The 16,644-nt window shown below is 44.4% G+C and carries 18 protein-coding genes and 1 other annotated feature; of the genes, 5 read left to right on the top strand and 13 right to left on the bottom strand.

Annotation, left to right across the window (positions count from 1 at the left end):
• Positions 1 to 16 precede the first annotated feature (16 nt).
• Together ACFQ2J_RS10455 and helD are read right to left on the bottom strand one after the other, a co-directional pair.
• A complete protein-coding gene (locus ACFQ2J_RS10455) occupies positions 17 to 388 on the bottom strand; it encodes an iron chaperone (RefSeq protein WP_386059738.1) in 372 nt (123 codons plus the stop codon).
• A gap of 225 nt (positions 389 to 613) precedes the next feature.
• Positions 614 to 2,944, bottom strand: coding sequence for an RNA polymerase recycling motor HelD (gene helD / locus ACFQ2J_RS10450; RefSeq protein WP_386062456.1), 2,331 nt, complete (start codon positions 2,942 to 2,944; stop codon positions 614 to 616).
• A gap of 253 nt (positions 2,945 to 3,197) precedes the next feature.
• Here helD and ACFQ2J_RS10445 point away from each other — a divergent pair, with 253 nt between their 5' ends.
• Positions 3,198 to 3,485 carry a transporter suffix domain-containing protein gene (locus tag ACFQ2J_RS10445; protein WP_386059735.1) on the top strand — a complete coding sequence of 96 codons (288 nt, stop codon included), beginning with the start codon at positions 3,198 to 3,200 and terminating at the stop codon, positions 3,483 to 3,485.
• A gap of 104 nt (positions 3,486 to 3,589) precedes the next feature.
• Here the strand turns inward: ACFQ2J_RS10445 and yiaA are convergent, their stop codons facing one another.
• The 8 genes from yiaA to ACFQ2J_RS10405 form a co-directional block, all read right to left on the bottom strand.
• Positions 3,590 to 4,063, bottom strand: a complete 474-nt coding sequence (gene yiaA / locus ACFQ2J_RS10440; RefSeq protein ID WP_386059732.1) for an inner membrane protein YiaA — start codon at positions 4,061 to 4,063, stop codon at positions 3,590 to 3,592.
• A 155-nt stretch (positions 4,064 to 4,218) separates the two neighbouring features.
• Positions 4,219 to 4,782 carry a GNAT family N-acetyltransferase gene (locus tag ACFQ2J_RS10435; protein ID WP_386059729.1) on the bottom strand — a complete coding sequence of 188 codons (564 nt, stop codon included), beginning with the start codon at positions 4,780 to 4,782 and terminating at the stop codon, positions 4,219 to 4,221.
• 70 nt (positions 4,783 to 4,852) lie between these two features.
• Positions 4,853 to 5,100, bottom strand: a binding site (T-box leader).
• 108 nt (positions 5,101 to 5,208) lie between these two features.
• Positions 5,209 to 5,568 carry a hypothetical protein gene (locus ACFQ2J_RS10430; RefSeq protein WP_386059726.1) on the bottom strand — a complete coding sequence of 120 codons (360 nt, stop codon included), beginning with the start codon at positions 5,566 to 5,568 and terminating at the stop codon, positions 5,209 to 5,211.
• Positions 5,569 to 5,640: 72 nt separating this feature from the next.
• Complete coding sequence (locus tag ACFQ2J_RS10425; RefSeq protein WP_386059723.1) at positions 5,641 to 5,970, bottom strand: hypothetical protein; 330 nt, start codon at positions 5,968 to 5,970, stop codon at positions 5,641 to 5,643.
• Entirely contained in the window at positions 5,970 to 6,890 is a 921-nt protein-coding gene (locus tag ACFQ2J_RS10420; protein WP_386059720.1) for a S66 peptidase family protein, read from the bottom strand. The genes ACFQ2J_RS10425 and ACFQ2J_RS10420 overlap by 1 nt, the downstream gene beginning before the upstream one ends.
• Positions 6,891 to 6,914: 24 nt before the next feature.
• On the bottom strand, positions 6,915 to 7,355 hold the full coding sequence (locus ACFQ2J_RS10415; RefSeq protein ID WP_386059717.1) for a PH domain-containing protein: 441 nt from the start codon (positions 7,353 to 7,355) through the stop codon (positions 6,915 to 6,917).
• A 92-nt stretch (positions 7,356 to 7,447) separates the two neighbouring features.
• Positions 7,448 to 8,230, bottom strand: a complete 783-nt coding sequence (locus tag ACFQ2J_RS10410) for a TerC family protein (protein ID WP_386059714.1) — start codon at positions 8,228 to 8,230, stop codon at positions 7,448 to 7,450.
• A 392-nt stretch (positions 8,231 to 8,622) separates the two neighbouring features.
• A complete protein-coding gene (locus ACFQ2J_RS10405; RefSeq protein ID WP_386059712.1) occupies positions 8,623 to 11,082 on the bottom strand; it encodes an EAL domain-containing protein in 2,460 nt (819 codons plus the stop codon).
• Positions 11,083 to 11,217: 135 nt separating this feature from the next.
• Here ACFQ2J_RS10405 and ACFQ2J_RS10400 point away from each other — a divergent pair, with 135 nt between their 5' ends.
• The 3 genes from ACFQ2J_RS10400 (at position 11,218) to ACFQ2J_RS10390 (ending at position 12,476) form a co-directional block, all read left to right on the top strand.
• A complete protein-coding gene (locus ACFQ2J_RS10400) occupies positions 11,218 to 11,400 on the top strand; it encodes a hypothetical protein (RefSeq protein WP_386059709.1) in 183 nt (60 codons plus the stop codon).
• A gap of 483 nt (positions 11,401 to 11,883) precedes the next feature.
• Positions 11,884 to 12,057 (top strand): hypothetical protein, encoded by a 174-nt coding sequence (locus ACFQ2J_RS10395; protein ID WP_386059706.1) that lies wholly within the window; start codon positions 11,884 to 11,886, stop codon positions 12,055 to 12,057.
• 32 nt (positions 12,058 to 12,089) lie between these two features.
• Positions 12,090 to 12,476 (top strand): hypothetical protein, encoded by a 387-nt coding sequence (locus ACFQ2J_RS10390; protein ID WP_386059703.1) that lies wholly within the window; start codon positions 12,090 to 12,092, stop codon positions 12,474 to 12,476.
• A gap of 51 nt (positions 12,477 to 12,527) precedes the next feature.
• Here the strand turns inward: ACFQ2J_RS10390 and eutH are convergent, their stop codons facing one another.
• The gene (gene eutH, locus ACFQ2J_RS10385) at positions 12,528 to 13,610 is read right to left on the bottom strand and encodes an ethanolamine utilization protein EutH (RefSeq protein WP_386059701.1); all 1,083 of its coding nucleotides are present in this window, start codon (positions 13,608 to 13,610) and stop codon (positions 12,528 to 12,530) included.
• A gap of 401 nt (positions 13,611 to 14,011) precedes the next feature.
• On the opposite strand from eutH, the gene ACFQ2J_RS10380 reads away from it, so the two are divergent.
• Entirely contained in the window at positions 14,012 to 15,292 is a 1,281-nt protein-coding gene (locus ACFQ2J_RS10380; protein WP_386059698.1) for a S41 family peptidase, read from the top strand.
• A 132-nt stretch (positions 15,293 to 15,424) separates the two neighbouring features.
• Here ACFQ2J_RS10380 and ACFQ2J_RS10375 read toward each other — a convergent pair whose 3' ends face one another.
• Positions 15,425 to 15,859, bottom strand: a complete 435-nt coding sequence (locus ACFQ2J_RS10375; protein ID WP_386059695.1) for a hypothetical protein — start codon at positions 15,857 to 15,859, stop codon at positions 15,425 to 15,427.
• 37 nt (positions 15,860 to 15,896) lie between these two features.
• Positions 15,897 to 16,619 carry a hypothetical protein gene (locus ACFQ2J_RS10370; RefSeq protein ID WP_386059692.1) on the bottom strand — a complete coding sequence of 241 codons (723 nt, stop codon included), beginning with the start codon at positions 16,617 to 16,619 and terminating at the stop codon, positions 15,897 to 15,899.
• Positions 16,620 to 16,644 lie beyond the last annotated feature (25 nt).

Raw genomic sequence — 16,644 nt, 5'->3', positions numbered from 1 at the left:
CTCTTTTTAGTATCTGTTACTTCCGCCAAAACGCAGTATATTCAGCCTTATCCTCAATATTGAACGCAATGATTTTTTCGAGAAGATCGTAATCCACCGGCTGTTTCCACTTGATTCGGAAAAGTCCCTTCGTAGCGCTGTAGCCCGCTTCTGCAATCGCATCAGAAAAACGTTCCATCGCAACTTCCTCGGGTGCGAAGCTCATATGCTGCTTCGCATGATCGATACCGATGATGAACGTACCATGGTCGGTGAACATCGGCGTATTCCACTTGATGACCGGTTCCAGCTGCAGGAATGTCTCCTGCACCCAGTTCAACACTTCTTCCGCTCGTTCACGATGATCGGGGTTGTCGATGCCCGCTAAGTATTCCTGAAGAGTTTCCATATCGATTCCTCCTAATGGTTCTTTTACTCGATATTATCATAATGCACGTGCTGAAGCCCGCTCACCTAACGCTCGATTCCAGGGTTTAATCAGTAAATCCAGCTTTTTAATCAGTATCCACCCTGGTTCAATCAGTAAACCGCACCTTTTAAACAGAAAACCACAATCTTTAATCAGATAAAAATGGCGCCGCCCCCTCTTACTGGGGATACGACACCATTACGATTATTTCTGTATGATAAATTCCTCACTTCTATCTGTCAAAAAAGCGCTCGGCTTCCCGACACTATACAAATGCAGATGATGCATCGCACGCGTACACGCAGTATAGAACAACCGTCGCAGGCTTTCCTCGCTATAGACTTCATTCGAAGCGTTATAAATGATAACCGCATCAAACTCGATCCCCTTGGCAAGATAAGCCGGGATCACCACTACACCTCTTTCATACTCATCACTGTTCTTCCGCACGAGCTTCACTCCATCCAGCCCTCGAAGAGCTTCAAATGCACGCTCACTTTCTGCAGCAGACTTACAGATAACCGCAACCGTCGAAGCACCACGTTCCTTCAATCGGTTCACCTCACCAGCAATTTCACGGTTCAATGCCCCCTGATCTGGCACCACTGAAAGCTCCGGCTTCTCCCCTTCTCGCTCAAACGCCTTGATCTGCTGACCTTCAGGAATGAGCTCACGGGTAAATTCGATAATTTGCTTCGTTGACCGGTAACTTCGCTCCAAAATGATGCTCTCGGTCTCTTCTTCACCATACAGTCCGGTGAGCGAATGAAAATCTTCAAAGTGATCCGAATGTGCGAAGATCGCCTGATTAAAGTCACCGAGAACCGTCATCCGCGCTGCCGGGAACAATCTCCGCAAGAATTCAAACTGGAACACGGAGTAATCCTGCGCTTCATCGATGAAGACGTGCTTGATGGCCGTATTGGAATGGAAACCTTGGATCAGTTCCTGCAGTAACAAGTAAGGTGTGGCATCTTCCTGAAACAACCTCCCATTCGCCAGACTCTCCTTCGTTATAGCGCAAACCTCAATCCATGCCTCTGGAAGCTCGAATCCGCCGAGTGACTCAACCTTTCCGTCAAACAGCTGCCAATACAGCTTTTTCATGTTGATGAATTGAAGTCTTTTCACCTTTTCACGCAATGGCTTCAACCTGCGACGAACCACCATACGCACCAAAAGCTCTTTTTCTTTATCATGAAAATCAAAGGAATCCTCATCCGCATCCTCTGATTTTTGTATTTTCTTAAACACCTGCTGCAGCTCATCCTTACTAAGCAGCTCGATTTCTTCCTGCACCCAGGACTTCTGCTTCTCTTTTTCCTCCGTCTCCTCAATCAATTTCAGCAACCAGTCCCCCAGCCGCTCAATTCGATGTGGGAACGTAAGCGACGTATCGTTACTGTAAAAATACTCACTGATCTCTACCGCCGAAACAAGCATCTCCCCACGGAAGCGAAGGCCTTTAAAAATCATCCCCGCGGTTTCCAATGCCTTCTGATACCCTCTGATCGCATCAAAAAAGCTTGCCGAAGACTTGAACGCGATACTCGCTTTCCTTGTTTTATAAAAAGGATCATCCGTACCCTCCAGCAAGTACTCCAACTGATCATACGGGTCCTCAACATCAAAGCTGTCGCCAAGCCGGTACTCCAAATACCCCTGGAACGTCTCCTGCTGCATATTCTCTTCACCAAGCTCAGGCAACACATGTGACACGTAGCTGCTGAACATCTGGTTCGGAGAAAACAGGACGATCTCGCTTGCCAGCAGCGTTTCCCGGTATTTATAAAGGATGTACGCAATCCGCTGCAACGCTGCCGACGTCTTTCCGCTTCCCGCAGCCCCCTGAACGATCAGGAGCTTTTTCCGGTCGTGACGGATGATCTTGTTCTGCTCACGCTGAATAGTCGCGACGATGCTGTGCATGTATGGGTTCGACCCTTGACCAAGCACTTGCTGGAGGATCTCATCGCCGATCGTGATGCTCGTATCGAACATCGACTCAAGTGTTCCACCCTTGATGATATACTGATATTTCTTCTCAAGTTCTCCCTCAATCATGCCTTCAGGAGTGTCATATGCCGCTGAGCCAGGAGGGTAATCATAATAGACACTCGACACCGGCGCCCGCCAATCATAAATGAGGATGTCATCATTCGCTTCCTCCATCAGCGTCGAAACACCGATACGGATTTCCTCTGCAGCCTCCGTACCCTCTTCATGAAAATCAATTCGGCCGAAGTACGGTGTTTTTTCAAGTCGCTTCAATCGCTTCAGCCGTTCAGATGCGTATCGGTGCGTACTCTGGCTGACCGACAGATCCTGCGCCTGCTGCCTCATCCCAATGATCGTCTCAAGATAATCATCGAACGTATCCATGTTCACCTTGAGATCATCCCAGAAGTGCTTCCGCATCGTGATGACTTCATCCTTACGCTTTGAAGTATCTGCCTCGACCTCGCTGATTTGCTCCGCAACCGTCGCCATCACCTTATCCAAATAGTCCTGTTCTTTGCGAATTTCGTTACCCAGATCAAGCCCTCCTTAAAAAATGCAGTGTAGGGATTGACTTCGTTTTGGATTTGCTATATAATTTATAATAGGGAATAGTATATGCAAATCACAAACAACAGTCGTTACATAATCGTACCATAATTTCATAGGCTCCACAATAGGTCGATCTCTTTTGAGATGGCTTTTTTTATTGGGTTTTTAAGCAGAATGGGTTTTACCTATGGATGAATAGTGAAACAGATGACATAACATTTTTTCGGGAGGCGCAACCTTGCAGAACAACTCAAGAACTCAAAAACCCTTCACTTATAAAATTGGTCTATTCCTTATCATCTCTTCCGTTCTCGTATGGGTGATTGCACCTGTGCTGATCCCCTTTTTACCGCTTACTAATGGAATGAAAGCCATTACTATAACGACCAGCCTTGTTATAGGCGAAATAATATTTTGGATAGGCGCTGTGATGGTAGGGAAAGAAGCGGCAAAGAAAATCAGAAAATCGTTCAACCCCAAAAATTGGAGAAAGAATTCTGATGAGAAGAAAGAAGAAAGAGGCTAAGTATAGATAAAAATGCCAGGTCCTCAATTCAGACATTGGGGACCTGGCATTTTTGTTGAAGCGAACGTCACCTTAAGCAAGGCTCTTGCTGCTCCTTACTTCTATTAATTTGCATCTTTAGCCATCTGTGTATCACGGATATTCTTCTGAATCGTGATTGCGGCAAATAGGCTAAGAACAAAGGACATCGCATAGAATCCTTTTTCACTTAAGATGATACTGCCAGCATTATAAAGGCCGATCGCCATCAAGGAAATCGCTGCAACCACCGCGAACCAGCTGATTCCGTAATAGATTGCCGATACAGGGATATCCTCTTCCTTGTCCCTTACCGCTTTTTGCAAAGATACAGCTGAATATAATCCAAAAATCAATACTGCAAAATAATAGCCCTTTTCATTCAGTTCCATCCCTGCATTGAAAAGACCAATCAGATAAGCGGAGACACCTACGACCAACGCTGCCCAGCTCGCACCTTTAAATGCAGCCGTCGGTTCGCCTTCTTTCCTTTCCACCTTAACCTTTGGTTTCTTTTCGTCGTCGTTACTCAATAACGTGCTTTCCCTTAATTCTGACACTCGTTACTCCCCCTTTCACTCTCGATCTAATCGATGCACTTAATTTCCTGCTGTTAAAATCATTATAGCAATATTTTACAAATGATGTTTATTAATTCCTTCTTCATTCTATGCCTGGGCTTTGGTGGACCATTCATACATCAGAATCACCAAAATTATTTTATGATTGAATAAAAACAAGTATCCGTTAGTCTAGTGCCATCTGCAGATAATTCGTCATTCCTCAGCGTCCCTTCCAATACAAAACCAAGCTTTTCAGGAATAGAGCGACTTTTATAATTAGTGGACTCACATCGTATTTCAATTCTTCGAAACTTTATTTGATTTAGTCCCATGGTAACAATCTCCTCTACCGCTTCCGTCATATACCCGCAGCCACTGTATCTGGTATTGATCCAATATCCTACTTCACATTTAGGAACATCCCAATCAATCCCCTGAAGACTTGTTGTTCCAATAAAATCGTTCGTATCTTTATGAAAGATGAGAAAACGGAAACTGTCTCTTTTCAGGAAGCTTATATGAGCTTTTCTCAAATTAATCTCTGTTTCTTCCACACTAGGAAGCTCTTGTGCAAACGGCAACCACGCTCTTAATTCGTTAAAAGAATTCCGGATCGCCTCGTTCACCATAATGCCGTCTCCAGTTTGATGGGGTGCACGCAGAATCAGCCTCTCTGTTTCTAATTGCATTGGAACATCTAATAAAATTGGATTCATGTCAAATCTCCTCTCGCATAATCATCAAAAATTGCGCAATAAAAAAACTCTCACCTCCAAGAAATAAATTCTTGAGGACGAGAGTTATAACTTCGTGGTACCACCTCAGTTTGTTGGTCTGTCACCACACCAACCTCTTCAGGTACATTCATACCCTATCACGATATCGGATGAACCCGTCTTGCGATCCCTAATTTTCATTAGATTGGCAAGAAGCTCCGAGGCTTTTTTCATTAAGAAGAATATTACTCCATTTCAGCATCCCGGAGCTCTCTTTAAATATTCTCGTTTAACTACTCTTCTCTTCAACGCTTATGTATAAATTTTATAAGATTATACCTATCATTTATCAAACTGTCAAAATATTCTTCCTTTATAGACAAAAAAGAAACCCACCAATTGGTGAGCCTCTTTAATAACGGACAATTACCTCCATCGCAAGGCAATCGTCAGCCGAGCATCGCCCATATTAGCTGCCGGAGAGCTGAATTCCAGCCTCAAGCCATCAGGATTGTAATGAATATCAACTTCTGACGTTATTCCTATCGAATGGATCAAGCGTTTCACTTCATCGAGGTCAGAAGTTTGTGCAGCATACATGAGTTGAGCATCGAAATCTGTTGATTCAGATAGTGCATCAAGAACCATGCTCGCTTCCTTCATCAGTGTCTTGGATTCTTTCGCTGAATGGCTCAATAATTCAGTATCCACCGAAGGATACGATCGTGGCCAATAACCATTCTGAGGATATGGCGGATATACGTAATAGGGGTGACGATAATACATGCACTGCTTCACTCCCGTAAATCATCGTTCCTCCACTATATGCAAGCAGTGCTTGGGGCGTTTCTATTCCCGCTATTCCCGCTTCCTATACACCTGATCGTTTGCAAAAATGAATTGGTCGACGTCCATATTTTCAATCGAGTAGATAGTTGTGCCAATCGACAACTGAGTAGCTGCTCCGTTTTTCGCTAAGGATAATTCTTCTTCACTCGAGATCCTCTCCGTCACTTCCCCTATTTCGGATTGGACTACATCACTTTCAACCTTTGTTTCATCAAGCGTATAAATGTGGTCATTCCAGATGATCAAGTCCGTCCATTCCGTCGCTATTTCCGTCTCCTGTGATGCGCCGCATCCAGCCATCACCATACCTACGAAAACGAAAATGATCATACCTCTCATCAGTTTCGTAGTTTCTTCACACCGGAAGCAACCTCCAATCGTGAAGGCGATGTGGTAAGTTTTGCGTTTACTCCCAAAGGCACACCGTAATTAGGCTGGCAATGACCGATTTGAAAATTTTCGACTACAGGAAAACTTACATCCGCAAAGAAATCTTGAAGCACTTTTCTAATTTTCACAGATTCTTCAGGGTCAGCTTGAAAATTGCCCAGCACGACACCTTCAACCGTATCAAACAACCCTGCCTGCTTGAGTTGAGCGAGCATCAAGTCGATTCGGAAAGCGGGTTCAGCCACTTCTTCAATCAGTAAAATTGCTCCATCCGCATTCACTTGATAAGGCGTCCCCATTGCACTGATCAGTAGCGATAGATTGCCTCCGACCAAACGTCCTTCTCCTGTGCCTTCAACAAATGTAGTGAGAGGAGACTTACCAGAATCATAAATCAAGGATTCTCCTGTGAATAAAGGTAGAAATGAAGATTCGCTCCCTTCTGTCCTTTGTTCATCATTCAAATCAGATGCCACCATCGGCCCGTGGAACGTAACCAGATCACCGAAGTTCTGAATGGCATGAAGCAGGTATGTAATGTCACTGTACCCCCAGAAAATCTTCGGGTTGTTGCGTATTAACTCATAATCGATCTTAGGAGCGAGCTTGGCAGTACCGTACCCACCATTCGCACAGAAAATAGCCTTAATAGCAGGATTGCGAAAAGCATCATGCAGGTCAGCAAGCCGCTTTTCATTCAGAGCAGCAGAATCCTCCTCCACATCATATACGTGGCGGCCAATAACGACTTCAAGTCCCATTTTTTCAAGTACCTTTATCCCCTGGGACAGATGCTCTTTATCCGGAGGGCCGGCCGGGGCGATAATCGCCACTTGATCCCCTTTTTGCAAAGCGTTTAGTTTAATCATACATACTCCTTCCTTTCCTCTCTTCTATATTCGAAACGTTGCATTCAGACACCGTTGCTTCAACTCGTTAATGAACGCCTGCTGGTTCTTAGGCGAAATTTTCACACTTCCCCACAACCCTTGCTTATAAAAAATTTCAATGCCGTCCCTTGCTGACAAGACACGATATCCCGTGAAAATATCAGAGGATGAAGAAACCAGCGTTATATCCTGATAAGGGATCCGACTTCTAAACGGTCCACCTCTTACAAATAGATAATCTTCATGAAGTACATACTTGACCGAAAAGCCCCACCACACGACAAACGTCGCCAACAGAACAAAGGTGAATGTCATCCCTGCAACCGTCGATAATGATGGATCATCTTCAATCATCACTGGTAAAAATGAGACCGCACCAAGCAGGGTAACAACAATCACGATAAAAATTACGAAGAAACGATCGACTCTCGAACGAAAAACCATCTTTACTCCCCCCTTAAGGAGTACGTTCAGAACGCGATGAAGTTTCAAAAAGAAGGAGCCTGCTACAGATGTATCAGGCTCCTTAATCACTATTAATGAATCATTTCTTGTTTTTCTATATCCCCATCGTTCTTTTCTTTGGAAAGGAACCATCCCCCAAGCGCAATCAGGAGTAGGACTACATAGAATGTCAGTTTCCATTCGAATGATTTCGCGAAGCCCTCGGAAAGGATCGCTAATTCCGGATGAGATAAGGTGTACACCGCCAACTTCACCCCTACCCAACCGACAATCATAAATGCCGCAATCTCCAAGCCAGGTTTTTTATGAAGCAGCTTAACGAAGAAATTGGCAGCGAAGCGCATGATGACCAATCCGATCAAGCCACCTGCAAAGATGACGAGGAACTTTCCACCATCTAGTCCGCCAATCTGAGGGAGAGCCGTATTGGGAAGCGTGACTGCCAAGGCAACTGCGGCAAGAATCGAATCCACCGCGAATGCGATATCCGCCAACTCGACCTTCACAACCGTCCCCCAAAAGCCAGATTTCTTTTTATTGTTTTCAGATTCCTGCTTCTGCTTTTTAATGACCAGTTTCCGGAAAAGGTGGTTAGCCGCAATGAATAGAAGGTAAAGGGCACCGATTGCTTGCACCTGCCACACATTCACCAAGAACGAAATCGCAAACAACGAACCAAAGCGAAAAACGAATGCCCCGGCAAGGCCGTAAAATAAGGCTCTTTTCCTCTCTTTTTCTGGAAGATGCTTCACCATGATCGCCAAGACAAGTGCGTTATCTGCAGCCAGAACCCCCTCAATCGCGATCAGCAGCAACAAGACCCAACCATACTCCAACAATAGTGCAAGTTCCATTACCCATCTCCTCCTGGATTAGTTTATTCGACTTTCAGAGCTGTGCCCCACTACGGACGCACCACTTTAAACGAGAATGATAATCGCCACCTACCTCTCCCTGCACTCGTTCCTACTCCTCGCACCAACCAGGTATTATTGAAAAAATAAAACCTTTACCAGGACAAACTTGGTAAAGGTTCTTGATAAACAAAAAGACCTCTACCTCATTGGTAAAGGTCTGGCTAACAACCGTTAAGTTGCCAACAAAGCCGAGAGCTGCGTGCTCTGGAATGACGACTTTGTTGTAAAAGCTACTCCCCTTCAGGAGAAAACGTATGTGATTAATTCAACTATATTTCAGCCTTCATTCCATGTCAATCATCAATGCGCTAAATGAAGTTGGCACTTTTTCAATTCTCTTCAACACTAAGCTTCCATTGCTTCCCCAAAAATCTTTCCGCAATCTGCTGCCGCGGCACAGGCGGGCTGCATAAGTAACCCTGATAATGCTGACACGGGGTTGAAGCCAAGTATTCCAACTGCTCCTCGGTCTCCACACCTTCCGCAATCACGTTCAGATCAAGCTTCAGCGCCATATGGATGATCATATCCACCACCGCCTGATCCTTCGAGCTCTGATGAATCGTCTGGATGAACGATCGATCAATTTTCAATGTATCCAGAGGAAACTCCTTCAGATAGCTGAGGGAAGAATAGCCGGTACCGAAGTCATCCAGTGACAGCTTAACTCCCATCTGCTTCAACCGGTGCATGACCGGGATCGCCAATGCCGTATTCTGCACCAAACTTTCCGTCAATTCAATTTCCAAATGACGCGGGGCCAGTCCCGTTTTAGCCAGCACCCGCTCGACAACCTCCGGAAAATCCCTTTGTCTGAATTGCACAGCTGAGATATTGACGGAAATCCGGTCAAGCTCCGCGCCGGCATCCAGCCACTCCTGGAACTGACGGCAGGACGCTTCCATCATCCATTCCCCGATCGGGATGATCAAGCCGGTCTCTTCCGCCAACGGAATGAAATCTGCTGGAGAAACCAAGCCAAGCTCTGGGTAATTCCACCGGATCAACGCCTCGAAGCTCGTTACTTCATTCCTTTCAATCTCCACCTTGGGCTGGTAAAAGACTTCAAGCTCCTCATGTTCAACCGCGCGCCTTAAGCCAGTTTCCAGCATCATTTTTTTAGCAATCGTATCATTGAGATCGTTCGTGAAAAATTGATACTGATTGCCTCCATTAAATTTTGCCTGTGACATCGCCGTGTCTGCATGTTGGATCAAGTCATCCGCAACAGCTCCATCTTCCGGATAAAGGCTGATACCAATCGAAGGAGTCATAAACAGTTCGGTTTCATCGAACACCATCGGCTCCCGCAATGCCTCAATAATACGTTCTGCCATATGGCCCGCCTCATAGAAGCTCGTCTGCGTCATCACCAGGATGAACTCATCACTGCTCTGCCTAGCGACCATATCCTTTTCTCCAATACAACCGGCGATTCGCTCCGTCACGAGCTTAAGAACTTCATCACCTATTCTATGCCCGTAGACATCATTGACCTGTTTGAAACGGTCTAAATCGGTGAATAGGACTGCCACTCGTTTTTGAAGTTCAGAAGCATGTGCTAATGCCGCTACCAGGTGATCATGAAGCATTTTCCGATTCGGTAGTTTCGTCAACTCATCCTTATACACCAGTTCTTCAATTCTTCCCTGATCCTTCACCCGATCCGAAATGTCACGCATGAGTCCAGTGAAATACAAGTCCTCCCCGTCTTCAATCGCAGACAAGGACAGTTCAAGGGGAAACACTTCCCCTGATTTCCGTAACCCGTCGAGTTCCACGGTACGCCCAATTACCCGCGCTTGTCTTGTCTCATTAAAACGTGCCATGCCGTTCATATGGGCTTCCCTGTACTCTGGCGGCATAATGATTTCAAGCGATTTCCCCTTCACTTCGTCCGCTGTATAGCCGAAAATCCGCTCCGCTGCTTTATTCCAGGAAAGAATCCGCCCTTTGTGGTCAGAGGTCACAATTGCATCGTTGGCCGTCTCGATGATCGTACGATACATCGTATCAATCCATTCCAGCTCATCCGTCTGTGCCTCGATCGTCGAATCGTAATGTACGAGCATAACGATGATCCCTGTAACAACGAGACTGATGAGGACGATCGCATACGCCAATGTCATCGGCTCCACATAGGCATCCATATTCATCGCACCTTGCCCACTCGGGTAAAAGGAAGCCGAAGCCATCCCGGTATAATGCATCCCTGCAATTGCAGCTCCCATTACCCCCGCGGCAAACCAGCGAGCCTTAAGAGAAATCGAAATCCTCCGCCCTGACTGATCCGAAAACGCACTGAAAATTCGCAGCGCTACATAAGAAGCGACTAGTGCAATCACTACAGAAGCCCCGACAAGCCAGCGGTCATAGACGATTTCCGCCCCCATCTCCATCGCTTCCATGCCGACGTAATGCATCGAAACTATTCCAGTCGCAATCAGAAATGCACCAGTCACCCGGAAAATTTCCAGATTCAATCCCTTGCTGATCAAATAAAACGCAAGAAAGCTCGCCAGCGCAGCAGATAAAATGCTTAACGTAAGAAGGTCCGCATTGTAAGTCACCACCATGCCCATGTCGTAAGCAAGCATCGCAACGAAGTGCATTGACCAGATTCCACCGCCTAATGTAATCCCACCAGCAAACAGCCACATCAGCCATCGGAAGTCCTTCGCCCTTGCAAGACGTTCGACGATTTTCAAGCATGTATAGGAGGCGATGACCGCCACGATAATCGATAAAACTACGAAACCGTAGTTGTACTGTCCAATTATTTCATTCAACTTGTTCCCCGCCTTTATTATGTAAAAAGACTACTCCTCTTTATATCGGTTGGAACTGGGATGTCTTGAGTGAAGTAGGCAGTTACCTGATTATTCTATTATAACTTGCAAAAGCTACAGACATGGAGGTGATTCATGATGGAAAAAAGCAACACACCGGCTGGAAAGAAGGTTCAACAAGCTAAACAAGAGAACTCCAACATTAACCGAGCCGCTTCTTCTACAGACCCACAAAAAGTGAAACAGGAGATAAAAGAGGACTTGAACAATGGTATCGGAGACATGACAGCCAGGGAAGCAGGAGCTATGCGAGATTAAAGAGCCACTACTTGTGGTTCTTTTTTTATTCCAAATGATGCTACACTTACATTATCAATGTGTACATACAGGGGGAAATATGGATTATATATTCGTTGTTTTTCTGAATATTGGATGGTTCTTCATGCCGATCTTGAGTATTATATTTTGTTTGAATTTAGTTTCAATCTTAAAGAAGATAAAGCGTGAAGAAAAAACTACAGCCAATACTGTTTGGCTTACGCTCTCTTTCACACTTATTGTATGGAGTATAGCCATGATTGCTTCAGCAAGTGTGTATTGAGCTAGCACTTAATTTAATGCATAATACCACCTCCCACTGAGATACTGTTGAAACAAAAAGTGGGGGCTGACACTTTTTATGAACAGATTGGACGTAAAGTACACCGAACAATAATACATAATATGGAAACATGATGCTATACTTAGGTTATCTATCTTGTTCAGTATGGATAAGCAAATAATGATTTAGGAGGTAATGAGATGGTTAGGAAATGGACTTATGGAGCATTAGCAATCATGGGCTTTATCGGATTATTGTTGATTGATGTTACAATGGTTGTTCCCTTTTCCTCGAACCCTACAATCACTTCAGCCCTCGTCCTTGTTTTTTATCTGTACCTCCTATATCTTATTGTCTTTCGCAGGATATATTGATCCGTATAATAATTAGGAATTGGAGGGTCACGATGTCCAGAAAAATGATCTCCTTATTATTACTTTGTGTTGTCATGTTGTTATCCGCCTGCAACACCAAAACTTTTACTTATTCTGGAGAAACAGAAGAATGGGCAGCAGAATTAGAAGTTATTCAGGATAGTAATGACTATGAAACACAGAACCTCACCCTTGAATATACGGGTGATGATGTTAGTTCAGTTGGAGAGATTACTTACAATGTAGAAAGTGTGGGAGGCTTTGGTGAAAGTGGCGTTACATTAGGTGAAAATGGAAAGATAACGGGTGGTTCTAAAGCTAATCCAACGAATGCTAAAGTTAGCGAACACACGGAAGTGGAAATATCAGTAGAATGGAACGGCAACACCGAGACATTCGAACTGAATAAGTCACGTTAAAAATCAGCATTAAAAAAACAGGACTTCTCCTATCCGTGAAAGTCCTGTTTTTTAATTACGATCTGCTTTTCTCGTGACAAAGATCGCCAGTAGGACAGCACTGACTCCTCCTGCCAATTTACCAACAATCATTGCAAAAACGATCTCCTGATTCACTCCGGCAACAAATCCCAGGTGGCTTCCGAACACGAACGCCCCGCTGACAGCAAAAGCTACGTTGATGATCTTCCCTCTCTTATCCATATCTTTAAGGATCGACAGCATCGGAATGTTGTGTGCCAGCGTCGCCACCAGTCCCGTAGTGGAAACATCATTCATCCCTAACGATGCGCCAATTCTGCTCAACGGTTTTTTCATAATGGAAGAGATAAAAGTAACCAATGGAAATGCCCCCGCCAGAAACACAGCGATTCGTCCGACGATTCCTATCCCTTCTTCAAGCGGCGTCATATTCGGGATAACAACCACCCCTGTAAAAGTCTCCACACTGATCGCTATCAGACCGACAATCGCGACAATCTGGATACCTTTTGCAAAAACAGAAAATCCAGCAATCATCTTATTCGTGTACTTAAACAACCCGATTGAAATAGCAAGCGATAAAATGATCGTCGGGATAAGGTTTTGGGTGATCATGAGTAGATCCAAGCCTGCGACCATCCCACCAATCAAGCAACCGACAGGAACCGTAATCAGGCCGATGAGGATCCCTTTTGCAAAATACGGATGATCGTCTTTTTCGATGATGCCGAGCGCCACTGGGATGGTGAATGCAAGCGTCGGTCCCATCATCGTCCCAAGGAATACCCATGCAAACAGCTCCGCTTCCGCACTCTGAGACATTTCTGTCGCTAGCGAATATCCGCCCATGTCCAGTGCCAGCAGCGTATTCGCAAAGGAGGCAGGATCCGCACCGACCAGCCCGTATACCGGAACGACGACAGGGGACAGGATGCTTGCCAGCACAGGTGCCAAGGAAATGATTCCGACCATCGACAGCGTCAACGGCCCCATTGTCATGATTCCATCGGTAAAGCCTTTGCCAAGCCCCCACTTGTTGCCTCTTAATTTATCAATTCCGCCGAGGCACAGAAAGCCGATAACTATGTACACAATGATTTCGTTGATTCCCATCGGATGCCCTCCCAGTCCTGTAATCTTCTGCCTCAAGAATAGCACTTCACGATTGAGAGATGCTAGATTAAGAGAGTGTGCCTATTGGGTATTAATGGAATTTACGTCATGCTATACTTGAAAAACACCAGAAATAAGGAGAGATCATCATCAATCCTAAAAAGCTCTATGACATCGCCCAAACCTTCGTTTATGCCATCTTAGTTTATATAATCATTATTTATTTTTCCTTTGGGGATGGAGCCCTTTTCACAACCGGCATGATCCTTCTGGGTGTAGTGGCAGTGTTTCAGATTTTCCTGAAGCATCGCATGAAAGAGAAATAAAAAAAGAGCGGTTAGACCCTAAGATACGCAACAATGCAGAACTTTCCACAAAACACATTAAATCGGAGGAGTTCCATGTATTTAGAAATTTTTAATGAAGTCGTTGATATCATGCACCACGACTACGCAGGGTGGAGAGACAAAAAAGGGTGGGATAACCCAAAGGAATTTGAGAAAAAGGTAAAGAACCTGGAAGAAAAGGGAGAAATAGACGCATATTCATTTACGGAAATCGTAGAAGATTACCTATTAGACTTTAAAGATCCTCATATGTACTTTAAGATGAGTGATTCTAATGAGCAAAAAGAAGTCGATAATGGGTTTAGTGTCAGACGGTTTGATGAAAAATTGTTCGTCACATCTGTAGGCCAGGAGAATCGCCTCGCTCCAGGAGATGCAATCCTTTCACTCGATGCATTATCTATACATGAGTTGGTGGAACAACACCAGGGCGAACTTATGGAAACAAAAGCAGAAAGAGAAAATTGGAAAAAAGCCCTGCAAAACTACAGTGTAGCTGATGTAGTGAATTCTAATGGTGAACATCGATTACTAGATTTAAAAAAATATGAAAAAAAGGCTTACGCCCCAATACATACAATAACCAGATTAGATGAAGAAACACTATACCTGAAAGCCACAGATTTCTTCGAAAAGTCCACAATAGATACACTAATAGCCCAGTTCGAGAGTGAACTAACGTCAACCCAAAACCTCATCATTGACGTGCGCGTAAATTATGGTGGCAGCACCTTAGCTTATGCTAGTTTAGAAAATTACCTTTTCCCTGCTACATCAATGAAAATCGATTACCTCGACTACGCAACTGAGTTTAATTGTACAGATCGTAATGCAGAATTGATGATTGGCTTAATAGATCAGGAATTGGCCAAGACAGATAATCAAGCCTACCGTAAAGGCTTGGAGCGATTCAAAGAAGAAGCATGGGTTAAGAATAAGGGGAAAGGCTTCACTTCTTTTAGCGAAGATAATGAAGAAATCGAGAAAATCGGCTGCGAACTTCCAGCAACTATTATTGTATTAACTGACACCTACTGCGGCAGTGCTGGTGATATTTTTGTTTACTTATGTAAGAAGTCACCAAAGGTTATAGTTGTAGGAAGACCAACAATGGGAGTCAATGATTATTCCAACTTAACAACAATTAAGTGGAACGAAAAATTCGAATTCAGTTACCCAACATCAAGATTAAAGTCATTAGATTATCGCGGAGCGCTAATGAATCCGGGTATCCAACCTGACGTATATATCCCTTGGACACCAGAGCACATTTATAAAGATGTGGATTTGGAGGAAGCAATGCGTATATTGAGAAGGAAGAACCTCTTCAAGTAAAGGGGAATTTCAGGTCGCCGAGACTTCAGCTTTTCGACTATACAAAAAAGCGCCTGGCCCCTCTATAACAAAATGGGGCTGGCACCTTTTAGAGGAGAATATTTGAATAATACATAGTTTCCTCTCTTTCAATCATCTCACCTTGAACTTTCCTACGATAAATCCAAGCGTAAACACTGCAAACATAGTAAGGTATGCAATGATTGTAATGGTTGCTCCGTCCAATACATTTGAGAACAATAAAGATATTCTAGTACCTGACCAAATAAATGGGAGCATGTAATTTTGACTGATGAGTGCCAGGAACATATTTCTGCCTTCATCCTCCAAAGCTACGAATTGCCACAAATATAGTAAAAACGAAACCAACCAAATGCTATTTCCAACAATAAACCACTTGATACTACTACCCTTTAAGCAGGAAAATCTTATTCCGACCCAAAACCAAAATATCGCAAAAACAAGCTGACTCAAAAGCGAAGGTATAAAGATCATAAAGTAATTAGATAAAAGTCCATATATAAATGGGATCAGTATCCATATGAGCGTTTTCTTATTTTCAGTCATAGTTACCCCCTTATTTCTAACTTCCTGACTTCACAAATCACTCATCATCTCCAAATGGAAGTTCTGCACTATCACTAAGATCAAACTGGCTTTCATCGACTTCAGGCTTCTCTGTCACGACAAGAGCCCTTAACACGCCCCAGTGTTCATCAATATACCACTCCGTGTCTCCAACCATCTGGTACAGCTCAAGTGTAAAGCCGACGTTAGCTGTATTCCCTTTTTCAGACGTAGTCGCCTCCACAGTGCCATCCACCCATACAACCCGCTTATCTCCAACCGGTTTATCGTAGTCGGCAATATTATTGACCACTTTGTCTGAGGTTATAGCATTTTGGACAATCTTCCAGCTCGCCAGTCCCTCCTGCTTGGCCATTTCCTGTTCAACCAATTTCCGTGTGATTTTTTGAGGTTCCGTCTCCTCACCTGCTCCAGCATCATCCGTTTCCTCTGGTGAGGCTGTTTCCTCTTCAGTATGTAGTGCTGTCTCACTGCTTGTATCCTCCGCCACAGCGTTCAGGTCGCTTTCTTGCTTATCTTCCGCTACCACAGCTCGAGGCCCTTCTCCCATTACAGCACTTTTGACTCCAGGTACCATCAAGGCAATTCCTGCAAAAATGGTAAGGAAGCCCATAATGGATAAAGAAACGATTGCTGGCGAGACGCCCTTACTCCCTTTTACCGAGACTCCTAAAAATAATACAGCCAGCAAGGTGGCGCCAATCCCACACCCAAGTAATATGATGCTCAAATTTTCCATGTGTCCCACTCCATATGTAGTCAAT

Source organism: Thalassobacillus hwangdonensis (assembly GCF_042675915.1).
Lineage (GTDB): Bacteria > Bacillota > Bacilli > Bacillales > Halobacillaceae > Thalassobacillus_A > Thalassobacillus_A hwangdonensis.
The sequence above is the reverse complement of the archived record's forward strand: the minus strand, read 5'-3'. Positions and strand labels throughout refer to the sequence as shown.